Genomic DNA, 20,906 nt, shown 5'->3' on the forward strand with positions numbered 1-20,906 from the left:
ATGCCGAATAACAAGGATCGATGCCGCCCAGACCGGCGCAGCGCCGGCCTCGCCGCTACAATAGCAGCCATGAATAACGCCGCATCTTCCTTGCCCAACACCGCCCTTACCGCCACGGCTGCGGGCTCGCCCGAGCGCCCGTCCGGCCCGGGTGGCGAGCCATTGTGCGACACCGTGTCGCGCTCGCTCGATGGCGACCGGATTCGCTTGCGCCTGGTTGCCGCTTGCCGTCACTGGCAGGTCGAAGTCGTGGATACCACCGGCTCCACGAATCTCGACCTTCTCGCACGACTTCGCGAAAATGCCTCATGCGCGCCCGTGGTACGCGCCGCGATGCAACAAACAGCAGGACGCGGGCAGCGCGGCCGGGCCTGGCAAAGCGTGCCGGGCAACAGTCTCACGTTCTCGCTGGCGTACGTGATGCCGGGCGGTCCGGCCGAGTTGGCCGGACTGTCGCTTGCCACGGGGGTGGCGGTCGTAGAGGGCCTATCGGATCTGCCACTGTCAGCGCCCCATGCCCTGGGTCTCAAGTGGCCCAACGACGTGCTGCTACGGGGCGGCAAGCTCGCGGGTATTCTGATCGAGACCGTTCCGGCAGGTCCGGGACGCGTCGGGGTAGTGATCGGCATCGGGGTCAATCTCCGGCAGGCCGGGGATGTCGCCACGCGCATCGACAACGCGGCCGCCGCCGGCGCTGCAACGTCTGGCATCCCGGCCACGCTGCCGGCCGCGCTCGAATCGGTGCTGCCGGCGCCGGACATGTCATCGGTCTTCATTGCATTGATGCAGCGTCTCGCCGCCATGCTGGACCGTTTTGCCGATCATCGATTCATTGCGTTCCGCGACGATTGGGAGGCCATGCATGCTTATGGCGGGGCATCGATTCGCGTCATCGAACACGGCCGCGATTTGCTGCACGGTGTAGCGCTCGGTGTCGATTCGCAAGGCTGCCTGCGCGTGGCGACGGACGCCGGCGAGCGCGTCATCGCCAGCGGCGAAGTCTCCGTGCGATTGCTCGATGCGTCCACGGCGCCGGGCGCCCAAGGAGGCCGCTGATGGCCGCCTCCCGACGCCCCCCCCCGCCACAAGCGACCGGTACGGCAAAAGCTGCGGCAGTTGCGACGCAGAACCACACGACGAATGGCACCGGGCGCACAGGAGGCGCCGATGGCGCGCCGTGGCTACTGGTCGATGCCGGAAATAGCCGAATCAAGTGGGCACTGGCGCCGGCCGTGCGCCCTGCCGAATGGCGCGCCACGTCGCCGTCGTTTTTGGCCAGCGGCGCGGTGGACCACGCCGAATGGCGCACACTCGCGACACAAATCCGTGCAGGCTGGGCAGCGCTGGTCGCCGGGAACGGTAGCGAGGCCCACTTCGCCCCGAACACGGCCCCGCTCGCGATTGGTCAGGGCGGGCAGGACGAGGGATTCATTTGCCCCGCACCCGCCGGTGTCTGGCTCGCGAATGTCGCGGGTGACGCCGCAGAGCAAGCCGTTCGCATGACGCTCCAAACACTGTGGGGCATGGCATCTGCCGATTGGCTGCAAGTCCTGCGCGCCAGCGAGTCGCGTGCGGGGGTTCGCAATGGTTATCGCACGCCCACGCAACTTGGCAGCGATCGATGGGCGAGCCTGATCGGTGCGCATGCCGCCTGGCCCGGCGAGCATCTGCTCATCGTGACGTTGGGTACCGCGACGACCGTTGAAGCCCTGTGTGCCGACGGCACCTATCTCGGCGGTTTGATCGCACCGGGCCCCGCATTGATGCTTCAGTCCCTTGCACAAGGCACGGCCCAGTTGCCAACGCTCGACGCCACCATGCCCGCCGGCGGACAAGACTTCGCTCGCAGCACGGACGAAGCCATTCTGCGCGGCTGCGCTGCCGCTCAAGCCGGTCTCGTCGAGCGCAGCCACGCGCAGTTGCAAGCGCAATTGGGTGCCCCGGTACGTTGCGTACTCTCGGGTGGGGCCCGTCACGCGCTTGCGCAAACGCTCACGCTGCCCGTTACCGAACACGACCAACTGGTGCTGGCCGGCTTGTACGAGGTGGCGTTGTGCGCGGCTGGCACCGACGCGACTGAGGCCGGGGTAACGAGCGCTGCCACGACCGATTTACCGGTACCCGCACCGCGAGATGCCGGACATGTACGAGGAGGTGCCTGAGATGTTGCGTGCGCTGTTGCTTGTCATGTTCCTGGCGGCGAACGCGGCGCTCGCCGCGGTGCAGTTAGGCTGGTTGAAATGGCGTGACGTACTGCCCGCCACCGGTCGTGAACCCGCACGCGTCGAAAAGCAACTCGAGCCCGGAAATATCCGCCTCACAGGTGTTGAGGTCAGCGCGAATGCGCCGGGCGATGCGGCGAGGGCGAGCAATGTCGGCGGCACTGGCTCCGCGAATGACGACGGGCACCTCGACACAAGCGCCCAACCTGCCTCGGCATCGTCTGTGTCTGCATCGGCGGCAGCGGCGGCCAGCCAGGCCCTTGCCGCCACGGCACCCGCCGCGGTATCGGGCGACGCGGCAGCATCGCAAGCAACGGCCGCCGTTGCGGCGACCGCCTGCCTCGACATCGGGCCGTTCGCCTCCAACGACGCGCAGCAAGCACGTGGCCTGTTGCTCGCGGCATTGCCGGCAGGACAGGGCGACCTGCAGTCCCTTGCGCTCGACAAGCGGTACTGGGTGCATCTCAGCCCGGTGCCCAACAAGGCAGCGGCCGACAAGCAGGTGGCGCAACTGCGCTCGGCGGGCGTCACGGAGTACTTCCTGCTCAACGACGACAGCGCGAATCTCGTCGTCTCGCTTGGACTCTTCAACGACCGGGAACGTGCGGTGCGCCTGATGGCTGCGGCACAAAAGAAAGGCATCACGCCGCAATTGAGCGAGCGGGCAAACGCGAAGAGCCGGATTATCTACCGGATCGCCGGGATCAATGCGAATGCCGCCACGCAGGTGCGCAGCGTGGTGACGCAACAATGGTCGGCACAGTTGGTACGGGCCTGCCCGTCGCCGGCCGGCAGCCCGCCCGAAGGCGCTCACTGACCGAGCTGGGTACCTTGGGCCAGACCACCGAATCAAGCGCAGCGGCCCAAGCGAACGGCGCGGCCGGGGCGGGCCGCGTCCAGTGAGACAGGCTTACCCGACGCGCTTCAATTCGACAACGGAACGCACAACCCCGGTCTGGGTGCCGCGCGCGTTCTTGATGACCGGCGACACCCACGGCGCCAGCCCTGTCGTCTCGGGCGATTCGACAAGACCGAGTGCCTTGAGCACGGCAACCGCCGCCGTATAGAGCGCGCGCATATTGCCGTCGACCACCTTGATCGCGATGCCGAGTCCTGCGGAGCGCACACCGATCGTCTGGACACCATCTGCCCCGATCTTCGCCACCCAGTCGCCCGGCGCCATGCGCATGAAGGCGAGATCGTTGCGTGCCGTGCCGGACACCATCTCCGGCTGCTGCGTCATGGCAGCGAAAAGCGTCGACAGGCCGGCATCGTCGCTCGCTGCCAGCCGGGCATAGGCCGCCGCCAACTTGTCGAGCGGCAACGCGTAGTTCGGTGCAGAGCATCCGTCGATGCCCAGCGGCAGCGTATCGCCCTTCACGCCGACGACATCTCCAACGCGCGCACGAATCGCCTGTTGCAGCGGATGCGCCGGGTCGAGATAGGTGCCGAGCGGCAACCCGTGCTGTGCGCAATACGCGAGAAAGCCCGCATGCTTGCCCGAACAATTGTGGTGCAGCGGCGTCGGCTTCAGATCGGCCGGCGGGCGCTTGCCCGTCGCAGAGTAAAACGTCGGCGTATGGCAGCCGCACTGCAAATGATGCTCGTCGCACCCCGCCTTGCTCAACAGGCTTTTCACGCCATCGACGTGGAAGGTCTCACCAGAATGGCTCGCACAAAGCAGCGCAAGCTCGGATTGCGTCAGTCCGAAGTGCCCGACGCCGTCGCCCTCAACGAACGGCAGCGCCTGAAACGGCTTGAGCGTGGAGCGCGAGAACGTCAGGAACGACGGATCGCCTGCGGCATATCGTAAGCGCCCTTGCGCGTCGACAACCGCGACGCTACCGTAATGCACGCACTCGACCGTGTCGATGCCATTGGCGCCACGAGTGACTTCAACGAGCGGCGCAAGGCTCATGATTGGGCCCGCACTTTCTTGAGCAGGGTCGTGGTCGAGCGTTGATGCTCGAACGCAATGGCCACCGCCTTGCCGCCCCAACCGCGAACGAGCGCAGACTCCGGCAGCTTGTCCATGTCGTAGTCGCCGCCTTTGACAAGAATGTCGGGACGCAGCGCGGCAATCAGTGACTCCGGCGTGGTCTCGCCGAACGTCACAACGTAGTTGACGCTTTGCAACGCCGCGAGCAATGCCGCGCGGTCGTTTTCGTTGTTGATCGGACGGTCGTCGCCCTTGCCCAGCGTGCGCACCGACGCATCGGTATTCACACCGACGATCAGACAAGCGCCGAGCGAGCGTGCCTGCGCGAGGTACGTCACGTGACCGCGATGCAGGATGTCGAATACACCGTTGGTAAACACGAGCGGCCGCGGCAGCGTCGGCGCCAGCGCCACAAGGGCTTCACGCGAGAGAATCTTGGCCTCGAAATCGGCCGGAGAAGTGACTTGGGAAGATGACATGACAATCGATCGAAGTGGACGCGCTATTCTCCCACGCCACGTGCGGGCCAACAAAAAAGGGGCCGAAGCCCCTTTTCCGCTGATGCGCGATGCTACCTATGGATTACGACGAGGTTGCCACGGCCGGTGCCGGTGCGGTCACCGCAGCCAGGCGGCTGGTGATTTCCTTGCGGTAGCGGTTCAAGTCTTGCGCCGTCGCAAACGTGCGCTCGAACAGCAACGACATGTTATGCAGAATGCGCTCGACAACCTTCTTCTCCCAGCTATCGTCGAACTTGATCTGTTCGTCAAGCCAGTGCTCGAGCCATTCCGGTTCCGGCAAACGCGACTGCACCGTGTCGTTCGGGAAGAGATCCTTGTTCACGTGCAGGTTGGTCGGGTGCAGCGGCTTTTCGGTACGACGCGCCGAGGCCATCAACACGCCAATCTTGGCGAACGCGGCACGCGCGTTATCGCCAAAGCTCGTCAGCGCCTTCTTCATGTAGCGCAGGTAAGCGCCGCCATGACGGGCCTCGTCACGCGAAATGATTTCGTAAATAGCTTTGATCACCGGCTCGGTGTGCCATTCGGCCGCACGGCGATACCAATGGTTCAGGCGGATTTCGCCGCAGAAGTGCAGCATGAGCGTCTCGAGCGGCGGGGCCGGATCGAACGGGAAACGCACGGCGTGCAGTTCGGCCTCGGTCGGCACGAGGTCCGGGCGGAAGCGGCGCAGGTATTCCATGAGCACCAGCGAGTGCTTCTGCTCTTCGAAGAACCACACGCTCATGAACGCGGAGAAATCGCTGTCGTCACGGTTGTCGCGCAGAAACATCTCGGTGGCCGGCAGTGCCGCCCATTCCGTGATGGCGTTCATCTTGATGGTGCGCGCCTGATCGTCGGTGAGTTGGCTGGCGTCGAACTTGTCCCACGGAATGTCCTTCTCCATGTTCCAACGCACTGCCTCCAGCGACTTGTACAGCTCGGGATACAGCATTTCGTTCATTTCAATTACCCCCAAGGTCGCGAGACCTTACACCAGGACTCAAGATAGTATTGTGAAAGTTTACGCCGAATTTCGACAGACAAAACGGTGAGCGTGTCGCGGGCGGCCCCCGCCGTCCGGCTTCACGTCTTGAACCCTGCCGCCGCAGAAGGACGACGATTTAACGCCTGTTATCTGGCCGCACGTTGGCGATATGGCTTAGAGCGACCCTACTAAAATATGGGCAAACTCTTGAATCATAACATAAAAGCCTTTCAAAGCCGCCCTCGCTGACAGCCACATGACGGTAATGCGTCGTAATTTTGACGTCCGTCAAATTGTCACGCAAAGCGCCTAAGCTCAAGGGGCGACAAGCTTCCCGGCAATCATTCGGCGACCCAAAGGCCCTGCGCACTGCTCATCGCGCTAGCCGGCAACAGGCCTGGCACGAACGTAATGGCAGCGCGTCAGGGTATGTCCTTGTGCCACGAGCCTGCGCGGGCGGCGTCCGATGGTCTACGCTGAAAGTAATCGCTCCGTACTTGCGGTCTGAGTCGTGAAAGCAAGTCTGCCGACGCGCTGTATTGCCGATGGCAGTCCCTCGCTTTGAGGATAGTTCTCAGTCGCAATTACGCAACAAGTTGTACCGGCCGGTGCGTGGGCAGAACGACGTGCGCGCCGCCAACGGGCCTTCCTACTCGACTGGATCCTTGACCGATAAGGAGCCGAGCATGGCAACTCGTCCCGCATTTGCTGTATGGCTGCGCACCGCCTGTTTTCTGGCGGCGGTGGCGACCGCCCCCGGTGCTTTGGCGTTCGACGCCGGACAATTGGCCTCCCAGGAGATCCCGGCCGCACATCTGGTCGGACACGGCTCGTTCACGCGCCTGGGCTTCCATCTCTATGACGCAGAACTCTTCTCAGGCGCCGATCGCCTCAACGCGAATTGGGGTACGCATCCGCTAGTACTAGATCTGCGTTACGCACGCAGCTTCAAGTCCCGTACGCTCGTGCAGCGAAGTCTGATCGAGATGACCAAGCTGCAAGTGGCGACCGATGCGGAACGGCAGCGTTGGGCCGACGAACTCGCACGCATCCTGCCTGACGTATCGGCCGGACAGCATTTGACGGGCGTCTTCCGGCCCGGCGACGGCACACGCTTCTTCTCTGACGGCAAGCTCATCGGTCAGATCGCGGGCGACGCCTTCGGGCGTGCCTTCTTCGCCATCTGGCTCGACCCGCGCACGAGCGCGCCCGACCTTCGCGCGGAGTTGATCAGCGACGCGCGCTGAGCGCTGTGCTGCGAACGCCCTCGGGTGTCTCATCCGCGCCACGCGCACCGCGAGGCCGCTATGCAGGTGTAACTTACACAATGCCAGTCCCGGCGCCACACACCCGGGACGGATGGGAGCGCTCCCCTGAGCCAGCCACGGATTGTCCATCGAATCGCGCTGTCACGGCGCCCACGCGAGCGTGCCTATGGATATCGATCATGCTGCGGCGCTCACGCGCCTGACGCGCTACTTCGAGACCCTCACCCGCCTGAGCGTCGGGAATCTGGGCGAGTTCTACACGCCCAACGTCTATCTCAAGACACCGCTGCATGAGGTCCGTAGCGCTGCGGAGGTCGCCGCGCTGCTCACCCAACTGTTCGAACGCGTCGACGTGCCGCGCTTCGAGGTCGCCGCCACACTGCTGCAACACAATCAGGCGCTGCTCGTCTGGAATCTGCATTTCCACACCAAACGATGGCTCGACGACGAGCAGATCATCCACGGCGCATCGCACCTGCGTCTTGCCGTCGACGGGCGCGTTACGTACCAACGTGATTATTGGGACGCGACTGAAGACCTCTACGCCAAGCTTCCCCTCGTTGGACGCTTATTGCGTTGGTTACAACGACGCCTGTTTCGCTGAGACACCGGCATCGAGCCAATCGCCAAAGGGCAGTTTTCTTCAATACGCGGCGCACGCCCCAGCCTACATTCGGAACCTCGTTTCACACGCTTGTTCAGCATTGAGGTTTCCGATGACACTTTTCTACTCGATGGCCGCGTTCGCGCTGGCCGCGTCGATCACCCCCGGACCGGTCAACGTCGTGGCACTGGGCGCGGGCGCACGCTACGGACTCTGCCCAAGCCTGCGTCACGTTACAGGAGCGACCGTGGGGTTCGTGGTGCTGCTTATCGCGGTCGGCTTCGGGGTGTACGAGTTGCTGCAACGCATGCCCGTTCTGCTGCACGCGATTCAGTGGTTCGGCGTGGCGTTCCTGCTTTACATGGCGTACAAGCTGGCGATCGACAATGGCGAACTGGGCGACGCCGACGCGCAACGCGGCCCGACAATGTCGCACGGGGCCGTCATGCAGTGGCTCAACCCGAAGGCATGGCTCGCCGCATTGGCTGGGATGGGCGCGTACACGGCAGGCGATTCCGCCCGCATCTGGCAATTCGCGGCGATCTACTTCGTGGTCTGCTGGTTATCGGTCGGGTGCTGGGCTGCCGCCGGTGCGATGCTCCGGCATCACATGCGTGACGCGCGGCGCATACGGCGGCTCAATCGAGTAATGGCAGCGTTGCTGGCGGGCAGCGCGGTGTATCTAGTCGCTGCGACGTAGCGCGATGTGGCGCGATGTAACGCGGCGACAAGCGCGACTCGCAAGACCCGCGATGCGGGGAAGCGTCATCTCAGAGGTGTCGCGCCGCGCCGCATCATGCCGCGCGTGGCTCCCGGTAGTGTCCGGGCGTGGCGGCAAGTAGTTGCTTGAACGTGCGCTGGAAATGCGCCTGATCGGCGAAGCCGGCGTCGAGCGCTACCTCGGCGATGGCGTGCCCGCGACGCAATCGCCCGCGCGCGTATTGAATCCGCTGATTCATCAGAAAGGCGTGCGGCGTCAGCCCGTACTGCACGCGAAAGGCCCGCGTCAGATACGACGCCGACAGGCCCGCCGCCGCACAAATCTGCGCCAGCGTCAGCGCCTCGCAGCAATGTGCGCGGATGAAGCCGGCGGCATCGCGCAGCTTGTGTGAGTCGTCGTGCATCGGCTGTGGCGCGGGGTTCAGGCGCTCATGCGCATCGATGAAGAACTGCTGCACAACGCTCTCGCGCTCGAGCCGGTCACGCGTCATGTCGGTGCAAACGTCATAGAGCCGATTCAATCCCGCATACAACACCGGATCGGTCGACGACATCGGGTCGAACAGATGCAGATCGTGTCCGTGCCCGAATCCCAACTCGCGCTGCAAATCGCGTAACCACGCTGTGTCGACGAACAGCATGCGATAGGCCCACGCCTCGTCGCCGATGGGATTGCAGGCATGCACCGCATCGGGGTTCATCACCACGACGCTGCCACGACCTACGGTCTCACGTGCCCGCCCGTTCAGGTAGGTGCTCCGCCCGCCGGTGACGGCACCGATAGAGAATGTCTCGTGGCTGTGCAGTGCATAACAGACGCGACGACCGTCGAGCACTTCGCGCGCCTCGAGAAATGGCAGCGCCGGATCGCGCCAGAACGTAGAGGGGTAAGGACAAGCGACGGTGGATTTCGACATAAGCGTGTGATTTCGTGAAGGCAGCCGACTCATGCCGCCGGCTTGCCGGTGTCCGCGACGGCAGCATCGGACGGCTCCACGGAAAGCGGTGAATTCGCCGACAGTTCGACGCTGCCCACCGCACCGGCTTCGACATCGTCGAATGGGCTGGTGCCGTCTGCCTCGGCCACGAGCCATGCGGCGATCGCGTCGCGTTGTGCGTAGGCGTCGGCCTCCCCCAGCGCAATGAGTTCCTGAGTGTACGACGATTCGAACAGCAGATAGCTGGCGAACGCCGCGCCGCGCGCTTCGTCGGCACCGATCGCGCCGAGTATCGTACGCACGGCACGCGGCAACTGTTGCAAGTGACGCGCCGCAATCGGTTCGATGCGTTGACTTGGCGAGATCACCAGCGTTTCGATGGGCCGCCAGCCGCTCGACTCGCGCTGCGCTTCCGGCACATGCCGCAGCACGTTGTTAATGTGCTGAAGACGCTCCAGATCCGCCGACAGTCCGTCGATGAATACGCTCGCGAGCGCTTGTCCGCCGATCTGCGCAAGACTCGGATAGCCGCCGATGCGCTCGCCGCTGCTATCGAGCCCATATTGTCCGTGCGCGGCGCCGATGATAAGGATGCGGGTCGCGCCCAAATGAATCGGCGGACTCAGCGGCGCGATCTGGCGCATCGATCCGTCACCGAAATACTCGGGTTGGCCGTCGAGATCGAGTTCGATGGCCGGAAAGAGAAACGGGATCGCACTCGACGCCAGCAGGTGTTCGACCGTCAACGGCACCGCGCGCGCCAGACGCAGCGAACGCTTCCACGCCTGAATCGGCTCCGCGCTTTGATAAAAAGTGACGTGTTGACCCGACGAGTACGACAGCGCCGTGACCGACAGCGCCTGGAGCGCGCCCGATGCGAACACTTCCGGCAACCGGTCGAGACGGATCGCGCTGCGCAGCATGTCGGCAAGCGGCGACCAGTCGAACAATGAACGCGGAGAACGGCGCAGCGCCCAGCCCAGCGAGAGCGCCGCCAGCCAGCGTGCTCCGGTGCCCGCGATGCCGAGTGAGTCTGCGCGGAACACCTGGCCGGCGTGAAACTGACGCCACACGGCATCGAGCTTCATGACACTGTGCTGGAAATCGTCGGCGTGCGAGGCAAGCGATGCAGCGTTGATCGCGCCCGCCGACGTGCCGCAGACAATCGGAAACGGAATCGCCCGCCGCGACGGCAGAACTTCACGCTGAATCGCAGCAATCGCCGCGAGCACGCCAACCTGATAGGCGGCACGTGCACCACCGCCCATCAGGACGAGGCCGGTACGTTCGCCTGAAATCATGGGAGGCCTCCTCCTGCCTTGACTGTCGTTGCGCTCGTTGTCGCCATCGCCGTGGCTTTTGTGACTTTTGCCCGCTGTTCACCGTGGCACGTGTTGCCGGCCCGACGACGTTACCACTTCCACGCGGCTTGCTTGCCCGGCGTCTTGCCTACGGCGCGGGCCACTTTCTCGGTGGCTTTCCCGGCCGCCTTCGACGGTGTTTTTGCCGATGTCTTCGCAGACGTCTTCGCCGCTGCCGATTTCGCCGGCGTCTGCTTACCAGCTGGCGCCCGCTTGGCGGCAGTCTTGCCGGCCGTCTTCGCCGCGCCAGTGGCTCGCTTGGCTGCCGTTCCTGCCTTGCCCGGTGCTTTGTCGGACGGCTTCGGCTCACCCGATTCCGCCGGGTTGGCCTGCGGGGCGTGTGTCGCTTTGGCCGCTGCCTCGGACATTTGCGCCGCTGCCGCTTCCGTCATCTGTGCGGCCGACATGCCGGCCGCCTGTGCGGCTGCGGCAATCTGATCGAACTGGGCGCGCATGGCGCTGAACCACAGTGACGGGTCCAGCGCGCCATACGCATTACCTGCCTGGGCAAATGGCGATTGGGCCTCGCCACCCCCCGGCGGTGTTTCCTCTGTGGCGGCCGCCGCTTCCGGCTCGGGTTCAGGCTCAGGCTCAGGCGCGCGGGCCTGCGATTCGACGTCTTGCGCCCGTTCCGTCGACGCGAACGGCGAGCGCCAGAGGTTGGCCGCGCCTGCCTGTCCGAACGGCGGGGTAAATGGTGGGGTAAACGGCGAGGTAAACGCCCCGCCACTCTCCGGCGCACTCGTCGCGCCCGCCTCGGCACCGCTCGACGCGCCGAAGTTGCCGGTGCCGAACGCACGCAGTGTCGCGTAAGTGGCGCGTTGCACCTCGAACGCCTGAATGGTCGAGCGCAGCACGTTCAGATTGAGCGTGAGCCATTGCTCGACGGCGCGCATCTCGGCGATGCGGTTTTCGATTTCGTCGGGATCGAGCAACGGCGCGGCACTCTGCATCAACTGTGTGAGCGGCGAGGTGAATGTCGCTGGGGGGCTGAACGCCTCCCACATTTTCTTGAGAATGTCGAAACCGTTAGGCATGGCACTCGTCGAATCGCTCATTACAGTCTCCAGTCACGGTCAGGGACGGATGGCCTGCGGGCCGGTCCCGGCAATCAAGCGCTAAGCCGCAGCGGGCGTATGGGTATCGATCATACGCCGAGCGTGCACCAATGGTGTTTCAGAACGGCGCGTCGCCGCTGTAGTCCGGCGCCCGGCGCTCACGCAGGGACGCAATGCCCTCGCGCACGTCCGGTCCGGCGAAGCCCATGAATTCGAGCGCGAGCGACGCGTCGAACGACGGCCCCGCGCTGCGCAGCCAGTTGTTGAGTGCGTACTTGGTCCAGCGAATGGCCGTGGCCGAACCGCGTGCGAGCTTGTCCGCGACTTCGAAGGCCTTGGGCAGCAGGTCCGCCTCGTCGACGGTAAGCGACACGAGTCCGATACGCTCGGCCTCCTCCCCCGACACCGGTTCGCACAGCAGCAGGTAGTACTTCGCTTTGGCCATGCCGCACAACAACGGCCACACGATGGCGGCATGGTCACCCGCCGCCACGCCCAGGCGCGTATGACCGTCGATGATGCGCGCGTTCTTCGCGGCAATGGAGATGTCGGCGAGCAGGCCCGCGACCAGTCCGGCACCGACGGCCGGGCCGTGCATCGCGGAAACGATGGGCTTGCTGCAATTGATCACGTTGTAGACAAGGTCGCGCGCTTCGCGCCACACCCGCGCACGCACCGCGAAATCGTCGGCCATGTCCTCCACGAGCGACAGGTCGCCACCGCCGGAAAAACCTTTACCTTCCCCACGAATGACAACGGCACGCGTTTCGGTGTCGCGGTCGATATCGCGCCACACGTCGGCCAGTTCCCGATGCATCTGATGGTCGGCTGTCGACAAGCCGCTCTTGTTCGCCCCGGCGCCCATGATGAGTTCGAGCACGCCGTTGGGATGCCGCTTGAATTGCAGCGACTGGTAGTGTTGATACAGGTCTTGCGACATGACTTACCGCTCCAAAAAAATATCCCCGCACGGGCGGGGATCGGAAAACAGCGGCACCGGCCGAAGCCAGCGCCGCCAACGGTCAACAGGGCGATGTGAGCGACGTCGGGCCCGCCACATCCGTCATTTCAGTTGCCGGCAATGATCATCGCGCTCACACCGCACTCACGGTGCGAGCAACCACTTGCCGTTGTCGATCTTGACCATCACGCGCGCACGCTGATCCAGGCCAAGGTGATCGGTCGGGCTCATGTTGATCACACCATTCGACACGTGCACTTCCTTGCTGGTCTCCAGCGCATCGCGCAGCGCCTTGCGGAATTCCGGCGTGCCCGGTTTGGCCGTCTTCAGGGCAATCGGAATAGCGCGCTGGAGCAGAATACCGGCATCCCACGCATACGAACCGAAGGCCGCCACCGTGCCGGCGCCGTACTTGGCTTCGTACTTCTTGATGTAGTCGAGCGCAACCGCCTTGGCCGGATGATCGCTCGGCAGTTGCGACGCCACGAGCACCGGGCTCGCCGGCAGGTACGTATTGTTGCAATCCTTGCCGCACACACGCAGGAAGTCGTTATTCCCCACGCCGTGGTTGTGATACACGATGCCCTTGAAGCCACGCTCGGCCAACGCCTTCGGCGGCAGCGCGGCAGGCGTGCCGGCCGCGCCCACGACGACGGCGTCCGGGTTGGTCGCCATGATCTTCAGGATCTGACCCGTCACACTCGGGTCGGTACGTGCGAAGCGCTCGTTAGCAACTATCTTGATCTTGTGCAGGCCGGCGAACTTGGCGACTTCTTCGTAGAAGGCTTCGCCCAGAGCGTCACCCTGACCGATGAACGCGATCGTCTTCACACCATGGCGGCTCGCATGCTCGGCAATCGCCGAAGCCATCTGCGCATCGGTCTGCGGCGTCTTGAACATCCAGTGGCGCTTGGCGTCAACCGGCTCGATGATGCGCGCCGACGAAGCCAGCGAGATCGTCGGCGTGGTTCCGCTCGCTATCACGTCAAGCATCGCCAACGTATTCGGCGTGATCGACGAACCAATGATGGCGTCTACGTGGTTCTCGGAAATGAGCTTTTTGGTGTTCTGAACGGCGGTCGTGGTATCCGACGCATCGTCGAGCACGATGTAGTCAACCTTCTGCCCGCCAATTTCAGTCGGCAGCATGGTGACCGTGTTGCGCGCGGGAATGCCGAGCGAGGCAGCCGGGCCGGTAAGCGAAATGCTCACGCCAATCTTGACTTGAGCGGCAGCGCCACCAGCCAACGCCAGCAACATCGCACCCAGCAGGGCAGTGCGCACGGGGTTTCGCATGGAAAATCTCCTGGTCTGGCCTGCGCTGGTTTTTTTAACGCCAGCGCCCCCGAAGGACACCTCGCGCCGCGCCGGCAAAAGTTAGGGCCAGCTCGCTCACCCGATAGGGGGCAAACCGACTCAAGGAGACAAAGAATAGCGGAGCCGGAATTCTTCGCCATATACGGGTTCACCCTATGCACGTGTCCCCACGCCCCCCCCCACTCGTGAAGGCTCGTCTATTTCTTTGGCGCTGTTGTCTCCCTTTTAACACCTCCCCCCAGATGGACCGGAGCCCCTTTCCGCCTCTCAGACATAAACCCAACTCGCTGCAGAAAGGCGCCCCGGTCCATCCCCCTCCACGCCCCCTGGTACTTCTATCGACACCTCTCCCCCCCCCCGCTCCGCCAGCAGCAGCTTGCGTCTTACTCGCTTACTCGTCCAGTGGAGAGACCGCCTGATTAATGGCGCCAAAGATTGATTTGCCCTGCGTATCGAACATTTCAATGCGCACACGATCGCCATAGCGCATGAACGCCGTCTCCGGTGCACCCCGCTCGATCGTCTCCAACATCCGCTTCTCAGCAATACACGCACTGCCCCGACTCCGATCCTTGTTCGAAATCGTCCCCGAGCCAACGATGGTGCCAGCCCGCACATTGCGCGTCTTGCACACGTGCGCCACAAGCTGGCCAAAGTCGAACACCATGTCCTCCCCACACTCGGGCACACCGAACTTTTTGTCATTCCACTTCACCGTTAACGGTCGGTGCACCCGGCCACCACGCCAATCGTCACCTAGCTCATCAGGCGTGACGGCCACCGGCGAGAAACTGCTCGCAGGCTTGCTCTGGAAGAAACCAAAGCCCTTGGCCAACTCGGCCGGAATCAGGTTGCGCAAACTCACGTCGTTGACCAACATCAGCAACCGAACGCCCTCGAGCGCGCGCGCCGGACTCGCCCCCATCGGCACGTCAGCCGTCACCACCGCAACCTCAGCCTCGAAGTCGATGCCGAAATCCTCCGATGCACACACGATGTCGTCCGTCGGCCCTATGAAGTCGTCGCTGCCACCCTGATACATCAGCGGGTCAGTCCAGAATTCCGGCGGCATTTCCGCCCCCCGAGCCTTACGCACCAACTCGACGTGATTCACGTACGCCGAGCCGTCGGCCCATTGGTACGCCCGCGGCAACGGCGCCATGCACTCGGCCGGGTCGAACGCGAAAGTGTTGCGCGCGCGGTGGTGATTGAGTTCGGTGTAGAGCGTCTGAAGCTGCGGGGCATAGAACGTCCAGTCGTCAAGCACACGCTGCAGCGTGGGGGCGATGGCGTCGGCAATGCAGGCGATGGACAAGTCGCGCGACACGACGATCAACTGGCCGTCGCGGGTGCCGTCCTTGCGGGTAGCGAGTTTCATGTGATGAAGTCTGCGGGCCATCTCAAGCCCGATAGAATGGCGCGTGAAGCCGAAGATTCTACCTGAGGGCATCGGCCCGCTACTGGTCAGCTACCCGCCGGCATTGCCCGACGATTGCCCGGGAGCACCGGCGGCCCACGCATTGATGACGACTTGCACCGCCGCGACGACGAAGACGGAGACACATGACAGTGCCTGAGAATGACAACAATATCGAGAACGACGACAACACGGCAACCCCCGATGAGGAGAAAACCCGCTCGGGCATCCAGTCCATCGAAGTCGGCTTCCGGCTCATCGAGGTGCTGACCGAGGCATCGAACGCCATGATGCTGCGTGACCTCGCACACGCGGCCGGCATGAACCCCGCCAAAGCACACCGGTATCTCGTGAGCTTCCAGCGGCTCGGCCTCATCGTGCAGGACCCGGTGAGCGGGCGTTACGACCTCGGCCCGTTCACGCTGCGCATGGGGCTCGCCCACCTCGCCCGCATCGACGCCTTCAAGGCCGCCCGCTTCGCACTGTCCGAGTTGCGCGACGCCATCGACCAGACGGTAGGCCTTGCCGTCTGGGGCAATCAAGGACCGACCGTCGTGCATTGGCTCGATTCAACCTTCCCGATGCGCGTGCCGCTCCGCCTGGGCGACGTCATGCCCATGCTCGAATCGGCCGCCGGCCGCCTGTTCGCCGCTTACCTGCCCGAGCGACAAACGGCACCGCTCATCGACGCCGCTCTCGCAGGCTTGCAACACGCGTCGCGACATCATCTGCCCGCCACGCGCGCGCAATACGATGCCTTGCTCGACGATGTGCGCGCACACCGCGCCTCACGCGTCGAGGGCACCGTGCTGCCGTCGGTCAACGCGTTCTGCATGCCGGTGTTCGATGCGACCGGGCAACTCGTGATGGGCCTCATGGCACTAGGCCCTGAGAGCCGTTTCGACGCCAGTTGGGGGGGCCCGATCGACACCGCCCTGCGCACGCTCGCTCAGAAACTCTCGGCCGACCTCGGTCACGCCCACGCACCGGGCGCCAAGCCTTGAGTGGCGGGGCTGACAGGGCGGTCTCGACACCACGGTGCGAAGGCGTTGCCGCGCCATGAACGGCCCTTCGCTCGATCTGTCGAACCGACATGCACCGCAATGTGCGATCCTGATGCCCTGACGTTCCAGCCTATCGATTCTCGTGTTATCGCGCGACCCTCGTCCCTCTCGATCCCCTCGCCAGACAGCGCCTAACGTGCCCCCGGTTTCCGACGATTCCAGCGACGCCGTCTCGACACCCTCCGGCCCAACGCCGCCAAGCTCGCGCGGAGGCTGGATCGTCTGGGCAAGTGTGCTCGCCGCAGTGTTCGTCGCACACGTGCTTATCGCGTTGTGGGTGGCCGGCCATCGGACTGCGCTCGACGACACGCCGCTTCCCGAAATTCCGATCACGCTGATCCCGCTCAAACCCGTCGCACCGCCCGCGCCCCCGGCGCCACCGGCGCACAAGCCGAAGCCCGTGGCGAAGCCGAGCCGGCCGAAACCCGCGCCGCCAGCGCCGCCCGACACGCTTGCCGCGCCAGCAATGACCGACTCACCGGGGCCACAGTCAGCCTCGGAGACGGTTGCGGGCGAAGAGAATACGCCGGGTGCCCCTGCCAGCAATGCGCAAGCCGAATCGCCGGCAGGGCCGCCGCTGACGGCGGCAGCCGCCAACGGCGACAAGTTCGACCCGCCGTCGTCCGTCACGCTGACGTACGACGCACTGATGAATGGCGTGCGCAACCAGACCGGTGAGTTGCATTGGGTGAACGAGAACGGACACTATCGCTTGCGAGTGGCCGTGCCGATCATCTTTTTCGGTACTTTTGAGTTCGTCAGCGAAGGCGGTTTCGACGCGAACGGCATCGCGCCATCCCGCTATATGGAGAAACGCGGTCGCCGCGCCGAGTACACCACCGACTTTCATCGGGACGGCACACCGACGCTGAGCTTTACACGCTCCGGCCAGTCCCTCCCGCTGGCGCCAGGCGCGCAAGACCGCTTCAGCGTGATGATGCAACTGGCGGGCTATGCGAGAGGTAACCCGGAACGCTATACCCAGGTGGGGGTGACGCACGAGTTCACGGTAGCCGACACGGACAGCAGCGAGGTCTGGCCGGTACAGTACGTCGGTAGCGAGACCTTGCGCACGCCGCAGGGTTACCTCGAAACCCGCCATTTCACCCGTTTGCCGCGCAAAGCGGGCGACGAACGGCGTGTCGATATCTGGCTCGCACCCTCGCTGGGCTGGTTGCCGGTGCGCGTGAAACAGACCGAACCCTCCGGCAACGAATTCGAGCTGATCTTCACGCAGAAGACGGCCCACTAAGCCTGCCCAGGACGATACTCTGCCGATATAGCTCAAATCGTTAGAGATTCGAGCGATTCAGACGTCATGCGGCTCCACAGCAAAGTGTTGCCTCACTACTACGAAACGCCCTGCACAAGTTGGATGTTCCTGACATAATCAGAAACATCCCACTGCATCGACGCCACATCGTTAGCAGACGCATCGACGAGATCAGGGAGGGCCGCTCACCATGAAAGTCAGTGCCAACGGTGCATCGATTCATTACGCGGTGGACGGCCACGGCCCGTGGCTGACGCTGGCGCACCCGTTGGGTGCGGATCTTACGGTCTGGGACGATCTGGTGCCCGACCTCGCAGCCCGTTTCCGGGTGCTCCGTTACGACAGTCGCGGACATGGCGGCAGCGACGTACCGCGTGGCCCATACACCATCAAGCAACTGGCGGCTGACGCGACCGCACTGCTCAGTTCGCTGGAAATCCCAAGAACGCATTTCGTCGGCATTTCTATGGGGGGAGCGGTCGCTCAGCAGGTGGCGCTCGACGCCCCCGAGCGCATCGCCAGCCTGGCGCTCATCGACACCACCGCCGGCTACGACGATGCCGATGCGAAGGTATTTCTCGAACGCGCCGCCAAGGCCCGCGAGCAGGGAATGAAGGCACTTGCCGACGGCACGCTGGAACGCTGGCTCGGTGAACGCTTCCGCAAGCGCCATCCCGAGCAGGCCGAGCGCATTCGGGCGCTCGTGGCACACGCACGCCCGGAGGGCTTCGCCGCCTCATGCGAAGCACTGGCGGCGTTCGATGTGCGAACACGATTGGCGGAGATCGACGTGCCGACGCTCGTGCTCGTCGGGGAAAACGACCCGTCGACCCCGCCAGCCGTGGCTCGGCGCCTGGCCGACGGCATTGCGGATGCCCGGCTGGAAATCGTGCCGGACGCGGCGCATCTGTCGATCGTCGAGCAGAAACAGTTCGTAACCAACGCCCTTGCAACATTTCTCCAGGGAGCCGCCTCTAACGTCTGACACCTGCAATCTGCGGTACCTGAAACGGGACCTTTGACAAGGAGGGCAAAAAACCATTGAATTCGTCAGCCGGTGTGCCGATAAGCGAATCATGGGGCACTGCCTCTTGAAATCGCGCCGCGTCGCCCCTATGTGGGTTATCAAGGACCATGCAGGAACACCAGGAGAGTTGCCATGCTCATGATTTACAACAGCCCGAACTACTGTGTCGTTGAGTTTTCCGCCGATAACGGCAATCACGCGCTGTCTGCCGGTGGCTATGAAATCGTGGACAAAACCGCTGGCCGTGAGATTTTCCTCGACGGCACGCTTGCCCGGCAATTCCGTGAAGAAGTACAGAAGCTGATCGCTTCCGAACCCTCCGAGGACGAAGTCGATGAGTTCCTCGGTCAGTTCGATACCTTCATGACGAACCCGGTCGTGCTCCATTGATGCAAACACCGTACGCGGTGCCGCCCCATGAAAAAACCCTCGCAGTGGCGAGGGTTTTTTCATGGGGCGGGCGCCTGACGCAATGTCGGGCTCTGCCTTCCCCTCGGATCCGCGTGCCGTCTGCTGCCTCAGCACTGCTCCCACGGCAGCCCTTCGAAACGCCAGCCATTGACCGCGTTGCGGTGATGCGTCGCGTCCAGATCGCCCTCGAAGCCGTGCTGCACGCCGTAGACATTGAGGAAACCCGCCGCCTCGAGCGCTTCACCTGCGGCCGTACTGCGGTTGCCGCTGCGGCAGATCAGCAGCACGGGGCGCTCGCCCCCCGCGCCGGCAAGCTTGCGCACGCTCGGCACGAAGTGAGGATTGATTTCCCAATCCGGGCCATCGTTCCAGGCCACATGGATCGCCCCGGCCGGGTGTCCCACGAACAGGTATTCCATCTCGCTTCGGCAGTCGACAAACAGCGCGTTGGCGTTGGTTTGCAGAAACTTGTGGGCAGCGCCCGGAAGTAGAAATTCCATATCGTTGGCAAAAGAGGTTGAAAACGGCGTGCCGGGGGCTTCGTGCCGAAGCACGACCGTCCGTGCCCACGCCGCCCGGCAAGGCAGCGGTACGCGGCCGACGGGCGCGAAAGCCATTACAATTATAGGTTTTCCGGCTACTCCAAGGCGACGTCCGTCATGACTACCGCAACCCCATCCGCCGCCAACGCCCATACGGGAACCGCACCGGCTGCGGCCCAGGCTTCTGTGCAGACCCGCTACACGCGCGGTCAGGCGCTGCCTGCGCTGCTTGAATCGCGCATCCTGATTCTCGACGGCGCCATGGGGACGATGATCCAGCAGTACAAGCTGGACGAAGCGCAGTACCGGGGCACGCGCTTCGCGGACTTCGCGCACGATGTCAAGGGCAACAACGAGTTGCTCTCGCTCACGCGCCCCGACGTTATCGGCGAGATCCACCGCAAATACCTCGCGGCAGGCGCCGATATCATTGAGACGAATACGTTCGGGGCGACGACGATCGCGCAGGGCGACTACCACATGGAAGACCTGGCCGACGAGATGAACCGCGAGTCGGCGCGTCTGGCGCGCGAGGCCTGCGAAGCGTTCAGCACGCCAGAGAAGCCGCGCTTCGCCGCCGGCGCCATCGGCCCGACGCCCAAGACCGCGAGCATCAGCCCCGACGTGAACGACCCGGGCGCACGCAACGTCGACTTCGATCAACTGCGCGACGCTTACTACGCTCAAGCCAAATCGCTGCTCGAAGGCGGTGTCGACCTGTTCCTCGTCGAGACGATCTTCGATACGCTCAACGCCAAGGCCGCGCTCTTCGCCATCGACGAGCTGTTCGAAGACACGGGCGAAGTGTTGCCGATCATGATTTCGGGCACCGTCACCGACGCCTCCGGACGCATTCTGTCCGGCCAGACGGTCGAGGCCTTCTGGAATTCGCTGCGTCACGCGCGCCCGCTCACGTTCGGTCTGAACTGCGCACTTGGCGCGACGCTCATGCGTCCGTATATCGCTGAGCTGGCCAAGCTGTGCAACACGTACGTATCGGTTTACCCGAACGCCGGCCTGCCCAACCCGATGAGCGATACCGGCTTCGACGAGACCCCGGACGTGACGTCGGGCCTGCTCAAGGAATTCGCCCAGGCCGGACTCGTAAATCTGGCAGGCGGCTGCTGTGGCACCACCCCGGAGCACATTGCCGAGATCGCGAAGGCGCTGGCCGACGTGAAGCCGCGCCGGTGGCCCTCGCAGTACCGCGATGCCGACGGCGACGCCGCATAAGCCCTGCCGTCTGCCCGAAGCCAACACCATCGATTGCAGAAGCCCGGCGCGCCGCCATCGCCC

20 protein-coding genes and 1 pseudogene are annotated in these 20,906 nt (G+C 64.0%); 11 read left to right on the plus strand and 10 right to left on the minus strand.

Annotation, left to right across the window (positions count from 1 at the left end; genetic code table 11):
• Nucleotides 1-69 precede the first annotated feature (69 nt).
• The 3 genes and pseudogenes from PHO31112_RS00800 (at nucleotide 70) to PHO31112_RS00810 (ending at nucleotide 3,039) form a co-directional block, all read left to right on the plus strand.
• Nucleotides 70-1,056: a biotin--[acetyl-CoA-carboxylase] ligase gene (locus tag PHO31112_RS00800; protein ID WP_174995444.1), complete on the plus strand. Its 987-nt coding sequence runs from the start codon at nucleotides 70-72 to the stop codon at nucleotides 1,054-1,056.
• A pseudogene (locus PHO31112_RS00805) lies at nucleotides 1,056-2,051 on the plus strand (type III pantothenate kinase); the annotation flags it as partial. The gene PHO31112_RS00800 and the pseudogene PHO31112_RS00805, both read left to right, overlap by 1 nt.
• Nucleotides 2,052-2,142: 91 nt before the next feature.
• Nucleotides 2,143-3,039: an SPOR domain-containing protein gene (locus tag PHO31112_RS00810; protein ID WP_174995446.1), complete on the plus strand. Its 897-nt coding sequence runs from the start codon at nucleotides 2,143-2,145 to the stop codon at nucleotides 3,037-3,039.
• Between the two features lie 93 nt (nucleotides 3,040-3,132).
• Here the strand turns inward: PHO31112_RS00810 and PHO31112_RS00815 are convergent, their stop codons facing one another.
• From PHO31112_RS00815 to PHO31112_RS00825, 3 genes are all read right to left on the minus strand, one after another.
• Nucleotides 3,133-4,140, minus strand: a complete 1,008-nt coding sequence (locus PHO31112_RS00815; RefSeq protein WP_150618746.1) for an asparaginase — start codon at nucleotides 4,138-4,140, stop codon at nucleotides 3,133-3,135.
• Nucleotides 4,137-4,640, minus strand: coding sequence for a D-glycero-beta-D-manno-heptose 1-phosphate adenylyltransferase (gene rfaE2 / locus PHO31112_RS00820; protein WP_150618747.1), 504 nt, complete (start codon nucleotides 4,638-4,640; stop codon nucleotides 4,137-4,139). The genes PHO31112_RS00815 and rfaE2 overlap by 4 nt, the downstream gene beginning before the upstream one ends.
• A 103-nt stretch (nucleotides 4,641-4,743) precedes the next feature.
• Nucleotides 4,744-5,625 (minus strand): ferritin family protein, encoded by an 882-nt coding sequence (locus tag PHO31112_RS00825; protein ID WP_010804704.1) that lies wholly within the window; start codon nucleotides 5,623-5,625, stop codon nucleotides 4,744-4,746.
• 710 nt (nucleotides 5,626-6,335) lie between these two features.
• Here PHO31112_RS00825 and PHO31112_RS00830 point away from each other — a divergent pair.
• From PHO31112_RS00830 to PHO31112_RS00840, 3 genes are all read left to right on the plus strand, one after another.
• A complete protein-coding gene (locus tag PHO31112_RS00830; RefSeq protein ID WP_174995448.1) occupies nucleotides 6,336-6,896 on the plus strand; it encodes a chalcone isomerase family protein in 561 nt (186 codons plus the stop codon).
• A 187-nt stretch (nucleotides 6,897-7,083) separates the two neighbouring features.
• Nucleotides 7,084-7,521: a nuclear transport factor 2 family protein gene (locus tag PHO31112_RS00835; protein WP_150618749.1), complete on the plus strand. Its 438-nt coding sequence runs from the start codon at nucleotides 7,084-7,086 to the stop codon at nucleotides 7,519-7,521.
• A gap of 112 nt (nucleotides 7,522-7,633) precedes the next feature.
• Nucleotides 7,634-8,221: a LysE family translocator gene (locus PHO31112_RS00840; RefSeq protein WP_150618750.1), complete on the plus strand. Its 588-nt coding sequence runs from the start codon at nucleotides 7,634-7,636 to the stop codon at nucleotides 8,219-8,221.
• A 94-nt stretch (nucleotides 8,222-8,315) separates the two neighbouring features.
• Here PHO31112_RS00840 and PHO31112_RS00845 read toward each other — a convergent pair whose 3' ends face one another.
• The 6 genes from PHO31112_RS00845 to PHO31112_RS00870 all read right to left on the minus strand — a co-directional run bounded on the left by PHO31112_RS00845 (nucleotide 8,316) and on the right by PHO31112_RS00870 (nucleotide 15,254).
• Nucleotides 8,316-9,158 carry an AraC family transcriptional regulator gene (locus tag PHO31112_RS00845; RefSeq protein WP_150618751.1) on the minus strand — a complete coding sequence of 281 codons (843 nt, stop codon included), beginning with the start codon at nucleotides 9,156-9,158 and terminating at the stop codon, nucleotides 8,316-8,318.
• Nucleotides 9,159-9,187: 29 nt separating this feature from the next.
• Nucleotides 9,188-10,480 carry a patatin-like phospholipase family protein gene (locus tag PHO31112_RS00850; RefSeq protein ID WP_150618752.1) on the minus strand — a complete coding sequence of 431 codons (1,293 nt, stop codon included), beginning with the start codon at nucleotides 10,478-10,480 and terminating at the stop codon, nucleotides 9,188-9,190.
• A gap of 110 nt (nucleotides 10,481-10,590) precedes the next feature.
• Nucleotides 10,591-11,598, minus strand: a complete 1,008-nt coding sequence (locus tag PHO31112_RS00855; RefSeq protein WP_150618753.1) for a PhaM family polyhydroxyalkanoate granule multifunctional regulatory protein — start codon at nucleotides 11,596-11,598, stop codon at nucleotides 10,591-10,593.
• 118 nt (nucleotides 11,599-11,716) lie between these two features.
• Nucleotides 11,717-12,538: an enoyl-CoA hydratase/isomerase family protein gene (locus PHO31112_RS00860; RefSeq protein WP_150618754.1), complete on the minus strand. Its 822-nt coding sequence runs from the start codon at nucleotides 12,536-12,538 to the stop codon at nucleotides 11,717-11,719.
• A 165-nt stretch (nucleotides 12,539-12,703) separates the two neighbouring features.
• Complete coding sequence (locus PHO31112_RS00865) at nucleotides 12,704-13,855, minus strand: ABC transporter substrate-binding protein (protein ID WP_150618755.1); 1,152 nt, start codon at nucleotides 13,853-13,855, stop codon at nucleotides 12,704-12,706.
• A gap of 412 nt (nucleotides 13,856-14,267) precedes the next feature.
• Entirely contained in the window at nucleotides 14,268-15,254 is a 987-nt protein-coding gene (locus tag PHO31112_RS00870) for a fumarylacetoacetate hydrolase family protein (protein ID WP_150618756.1), read from the minus strand.
• 185 nt (nucleotides 15,255-15,439) lie between these two features.
• On the opposite strand from PHO31112_RS00870, the gene PHO31112_RS00875 reads away from it, so the two are divergent.
• The 4 genes from PHO31112_RS00875 (at nucleotide 15,440) to PHO31112_RS00890 (ending at nucleotide 19,047) form a co-directional block, all read left to right on the plus strand.
• Entirely contained in the window at nucleotides 15,440-16,297 is an 858-nt protein-coding gene (locus PHO31112_RS00875; RefSeq protein WP_150618757.1) for an IclR family transcriptional regulator, read from the plus strand.
• A gap of 196 nt (nucleotides 16,298-16,493) precedes the next feature.
• Nucleotides 16,494-17,609 carry a DUF3108 domain-containing protein gene (locus PHO31112_RS00880; RefSeq protein WP_150618758.1) on the plus strand — a complete coding sequence of 372 codons (1,116 nt, stop codon included), beginning with the start codon at nucleotides 16,494-16,496 and terminating at the stop codon, nucleotides 17,607-17,609.
• A gap of 211 nt (nucleotides 17,610-17,820) precedes the next feature.
• Nucleotides 17,821-18,615 carry a 3-oxoadipate enol-lactonase gene (gene pcaD / locus PHO31112_RS00885; protein ID WP_150618759.1) on the plus strand — a complete coding sequence of 265 codons (795 nt, stop codon included), beginning with the start codon at nucleotides 17,821-17,823 and terminating at the stop codon, nucleotides 18,613-18,615.
• A 174-nt stretch (nucleotides 18,616-18,789) separates the two neighbouring features.
• Entirely contained in the window at nucleotides 18,790-19,047 is a 258-nt protein-coding gene (locus tag PHO31112_RS00890) for a BTH_I0359 family protein (protein ID WP_010808411.1), read from the plus strand.
• Nucleotides 19,048-19,175: 128 nt separating this feature from the next.
• On the opposite strand, the gene PHO31112_RS00895 is transcribed toward PHO31112_RS00890, so the two are convergent.
• Nucleotides 19,176-19,568, minus strand: coding sequence for a rhodanese-like domain-containing protein (locus PHO31112_RS00895; protein ID WP_150618760.1), 393 nt, complete (start codon nucleotides 19,566-19,568; stop codon nucleotides 19,176-19,178).
• A 159-nt stretch (nucleotides 19,569-19,727) separates the two neighbouring features.
• Between PHO31112_RS00895 and PHO31112_RS00900 the strand changes: the two genes are divergently transcribed.
• Nucleotides 19,728-20,843: a homocysteine S-methyltransferase family protein gene (locus PHO31112_RS00900; protein ID WP_150618761.1), complete on the plus strand. Its 1,116-nt coding sequence runs from the start codon at nucleotides 19,728-19,730 to the stop codon at nucleotides 20,841-20,843.
• The last annotated feature ends 63 nt before the right edge of the window (nucleotides 20,844-20,906 follow it).

Origin of the sequence: Pandoraea horticolens, from assembly GCF_902459555.1 — a bacterium.
Taxonomy (GTDB): Bacteria; Pseudomonadota; Gammaproteobacteria; order Burkholderiales; family Burkholderiaceae; genus Pandoraea; species Pandoraea horticolens.

Excerpts from the sequence above, each read along its gene's own strand:
- PHO31112_RS00800 (WP_174995444.1), top strand. The coding sequence starts at position 70 with ATGAATAACGCCGCATCTTCCTTGCCCAACACCGCCCTTACCGCCACG.
- PHO31112_RS00810 (WP_174995446.1), top strand. The coding sequence starts at position 2,143 with ATGTACGAGGAGGTGCCTGAGATGTTGCGTGCGCTGTTGCTTGTCATG.
- PHO31112_RS00815 (WP_150618746.1), bottom strand. The coding sequence starts at position 4,140 with ATGAGCCTTGCGCCGCTCGTTGAAGTCACTCGTGGCGCCAATGGCATC.
- rfaE2 (WP_150618747.1), bottom strand. The coding sequence starts at position 4,640 with ATGTCATCTTCCCAAGTCACTTCTCCGGCCGATTTCGAGGCCAAGATT.
- PHO31112_RS00825 (WP_010804704.1), bottom strand. The coding sequence starts at position 5,625 with ATGAACGAAATGCTGTATCCCGAGCTGTACAAGTCGCTGGAGGCAGTG.
- PHO31112_RS00830 (WP_174995448.1), top strand. The coding sequence starts at position 6,336 with ATGGCAACTCGTCCCGCATTTGCTGTATGGCTGCGCACCGCCTGTTTT.
- PHO31112_RS00835 (WP_150618749.1), top strand. The coding sequence starts at position 7,084 with ATGGATATCGATCATGCTGCGGCGCTCACGCGCCTGACGCGCTACTTC.
- PHO31112_RS00840 (WP_150618750.1), top strand. The coding sequence starts at position 7,634 with ATGACACTTTTCTACTCGATGGCCGCGTTCGCGCTGGCCGCGTCGATC.
- PHO31112_RS00845 (WP_150618751.1), bottom strand. The coding sequence starts at position 9,158 with ATGTCGAAATCCACCGTCGCTTGTCCTTACCCCTCTACGTTCTGGCGC.
- PHO31112_RS00850 (WP_150618752.1), bottom strand. The coding sequence starts at position 10,480 with ATGATTTCAGGCGAACGTACCGGCCTCGTCCTGATGGGCGGTGGTGCA.
- PHO31112_RS00855 (WP_150618753.1), bottom strand. The coding sequence starts at position 11,598 with ATGAGCGATTCGACGAGTGCCATGCCTAACGGTTTCGACATTCTCAAG.
- PHO31112_RS00860 (WP_150618754.1), bottom strand. The coding sequence starts at position 12,538 with ATGTCGCAAGACCTGTATCAACACTACCAGTCGCTGCAATTCAAGCGG.
- PHO31112_RS00865 (WP_150618755.1), bottom strand. The coding sequence starts at position 13,855 with ATGCGAAACCCCGTGCGCACTGCCCTGCTGGGTGCGATGTTGCTGGCG.
- PHO31112_RS00870 (WP_150618756.1), bottom strand. The coding sequence starts at position 15,254 with ATGAAACTCGCTACCCGCAAGGACGGCACCCGCGACGGCCAGTTGATC.
- PHO31112_RS00875 (WP_150618757.1), top strand. The coding sequence starts at position 15,440 with ATGACAGTGCCTGAGAATGACAACAATATCGAGAACGACGACAACACG.
- pcaD (WP_150618759.1), top strand. The coding sequence starts at position 17,821 with ATGAAAGTCAGTGCCAACGGTGCATCGATTCATTACGCGGTGGACGGC.
- PHO31112_RS00890 (WP_010808411.1), top strand. The coding sequence starts at position 18,790 with ATGCTCATGATTTACAACAGCCCGAACTACTGTGTCGTTGAGTTTTCC.
- PHO31112_RS00895 (WP_150618760.1), bottom strand. The coding sequence starts at position 19,568 with ATGGAATTTCTACTTCCGGGCGCTGCCCACAAGTTTCTGCAAACCAAC.
- PHO31112_RS00900 (WP_150618761.1), top strand. The coding sequence starts at position 19,728 with ATGACTACCGCAACCCCATCCGCCGCCAACGCCCATACGGGAACCGCA.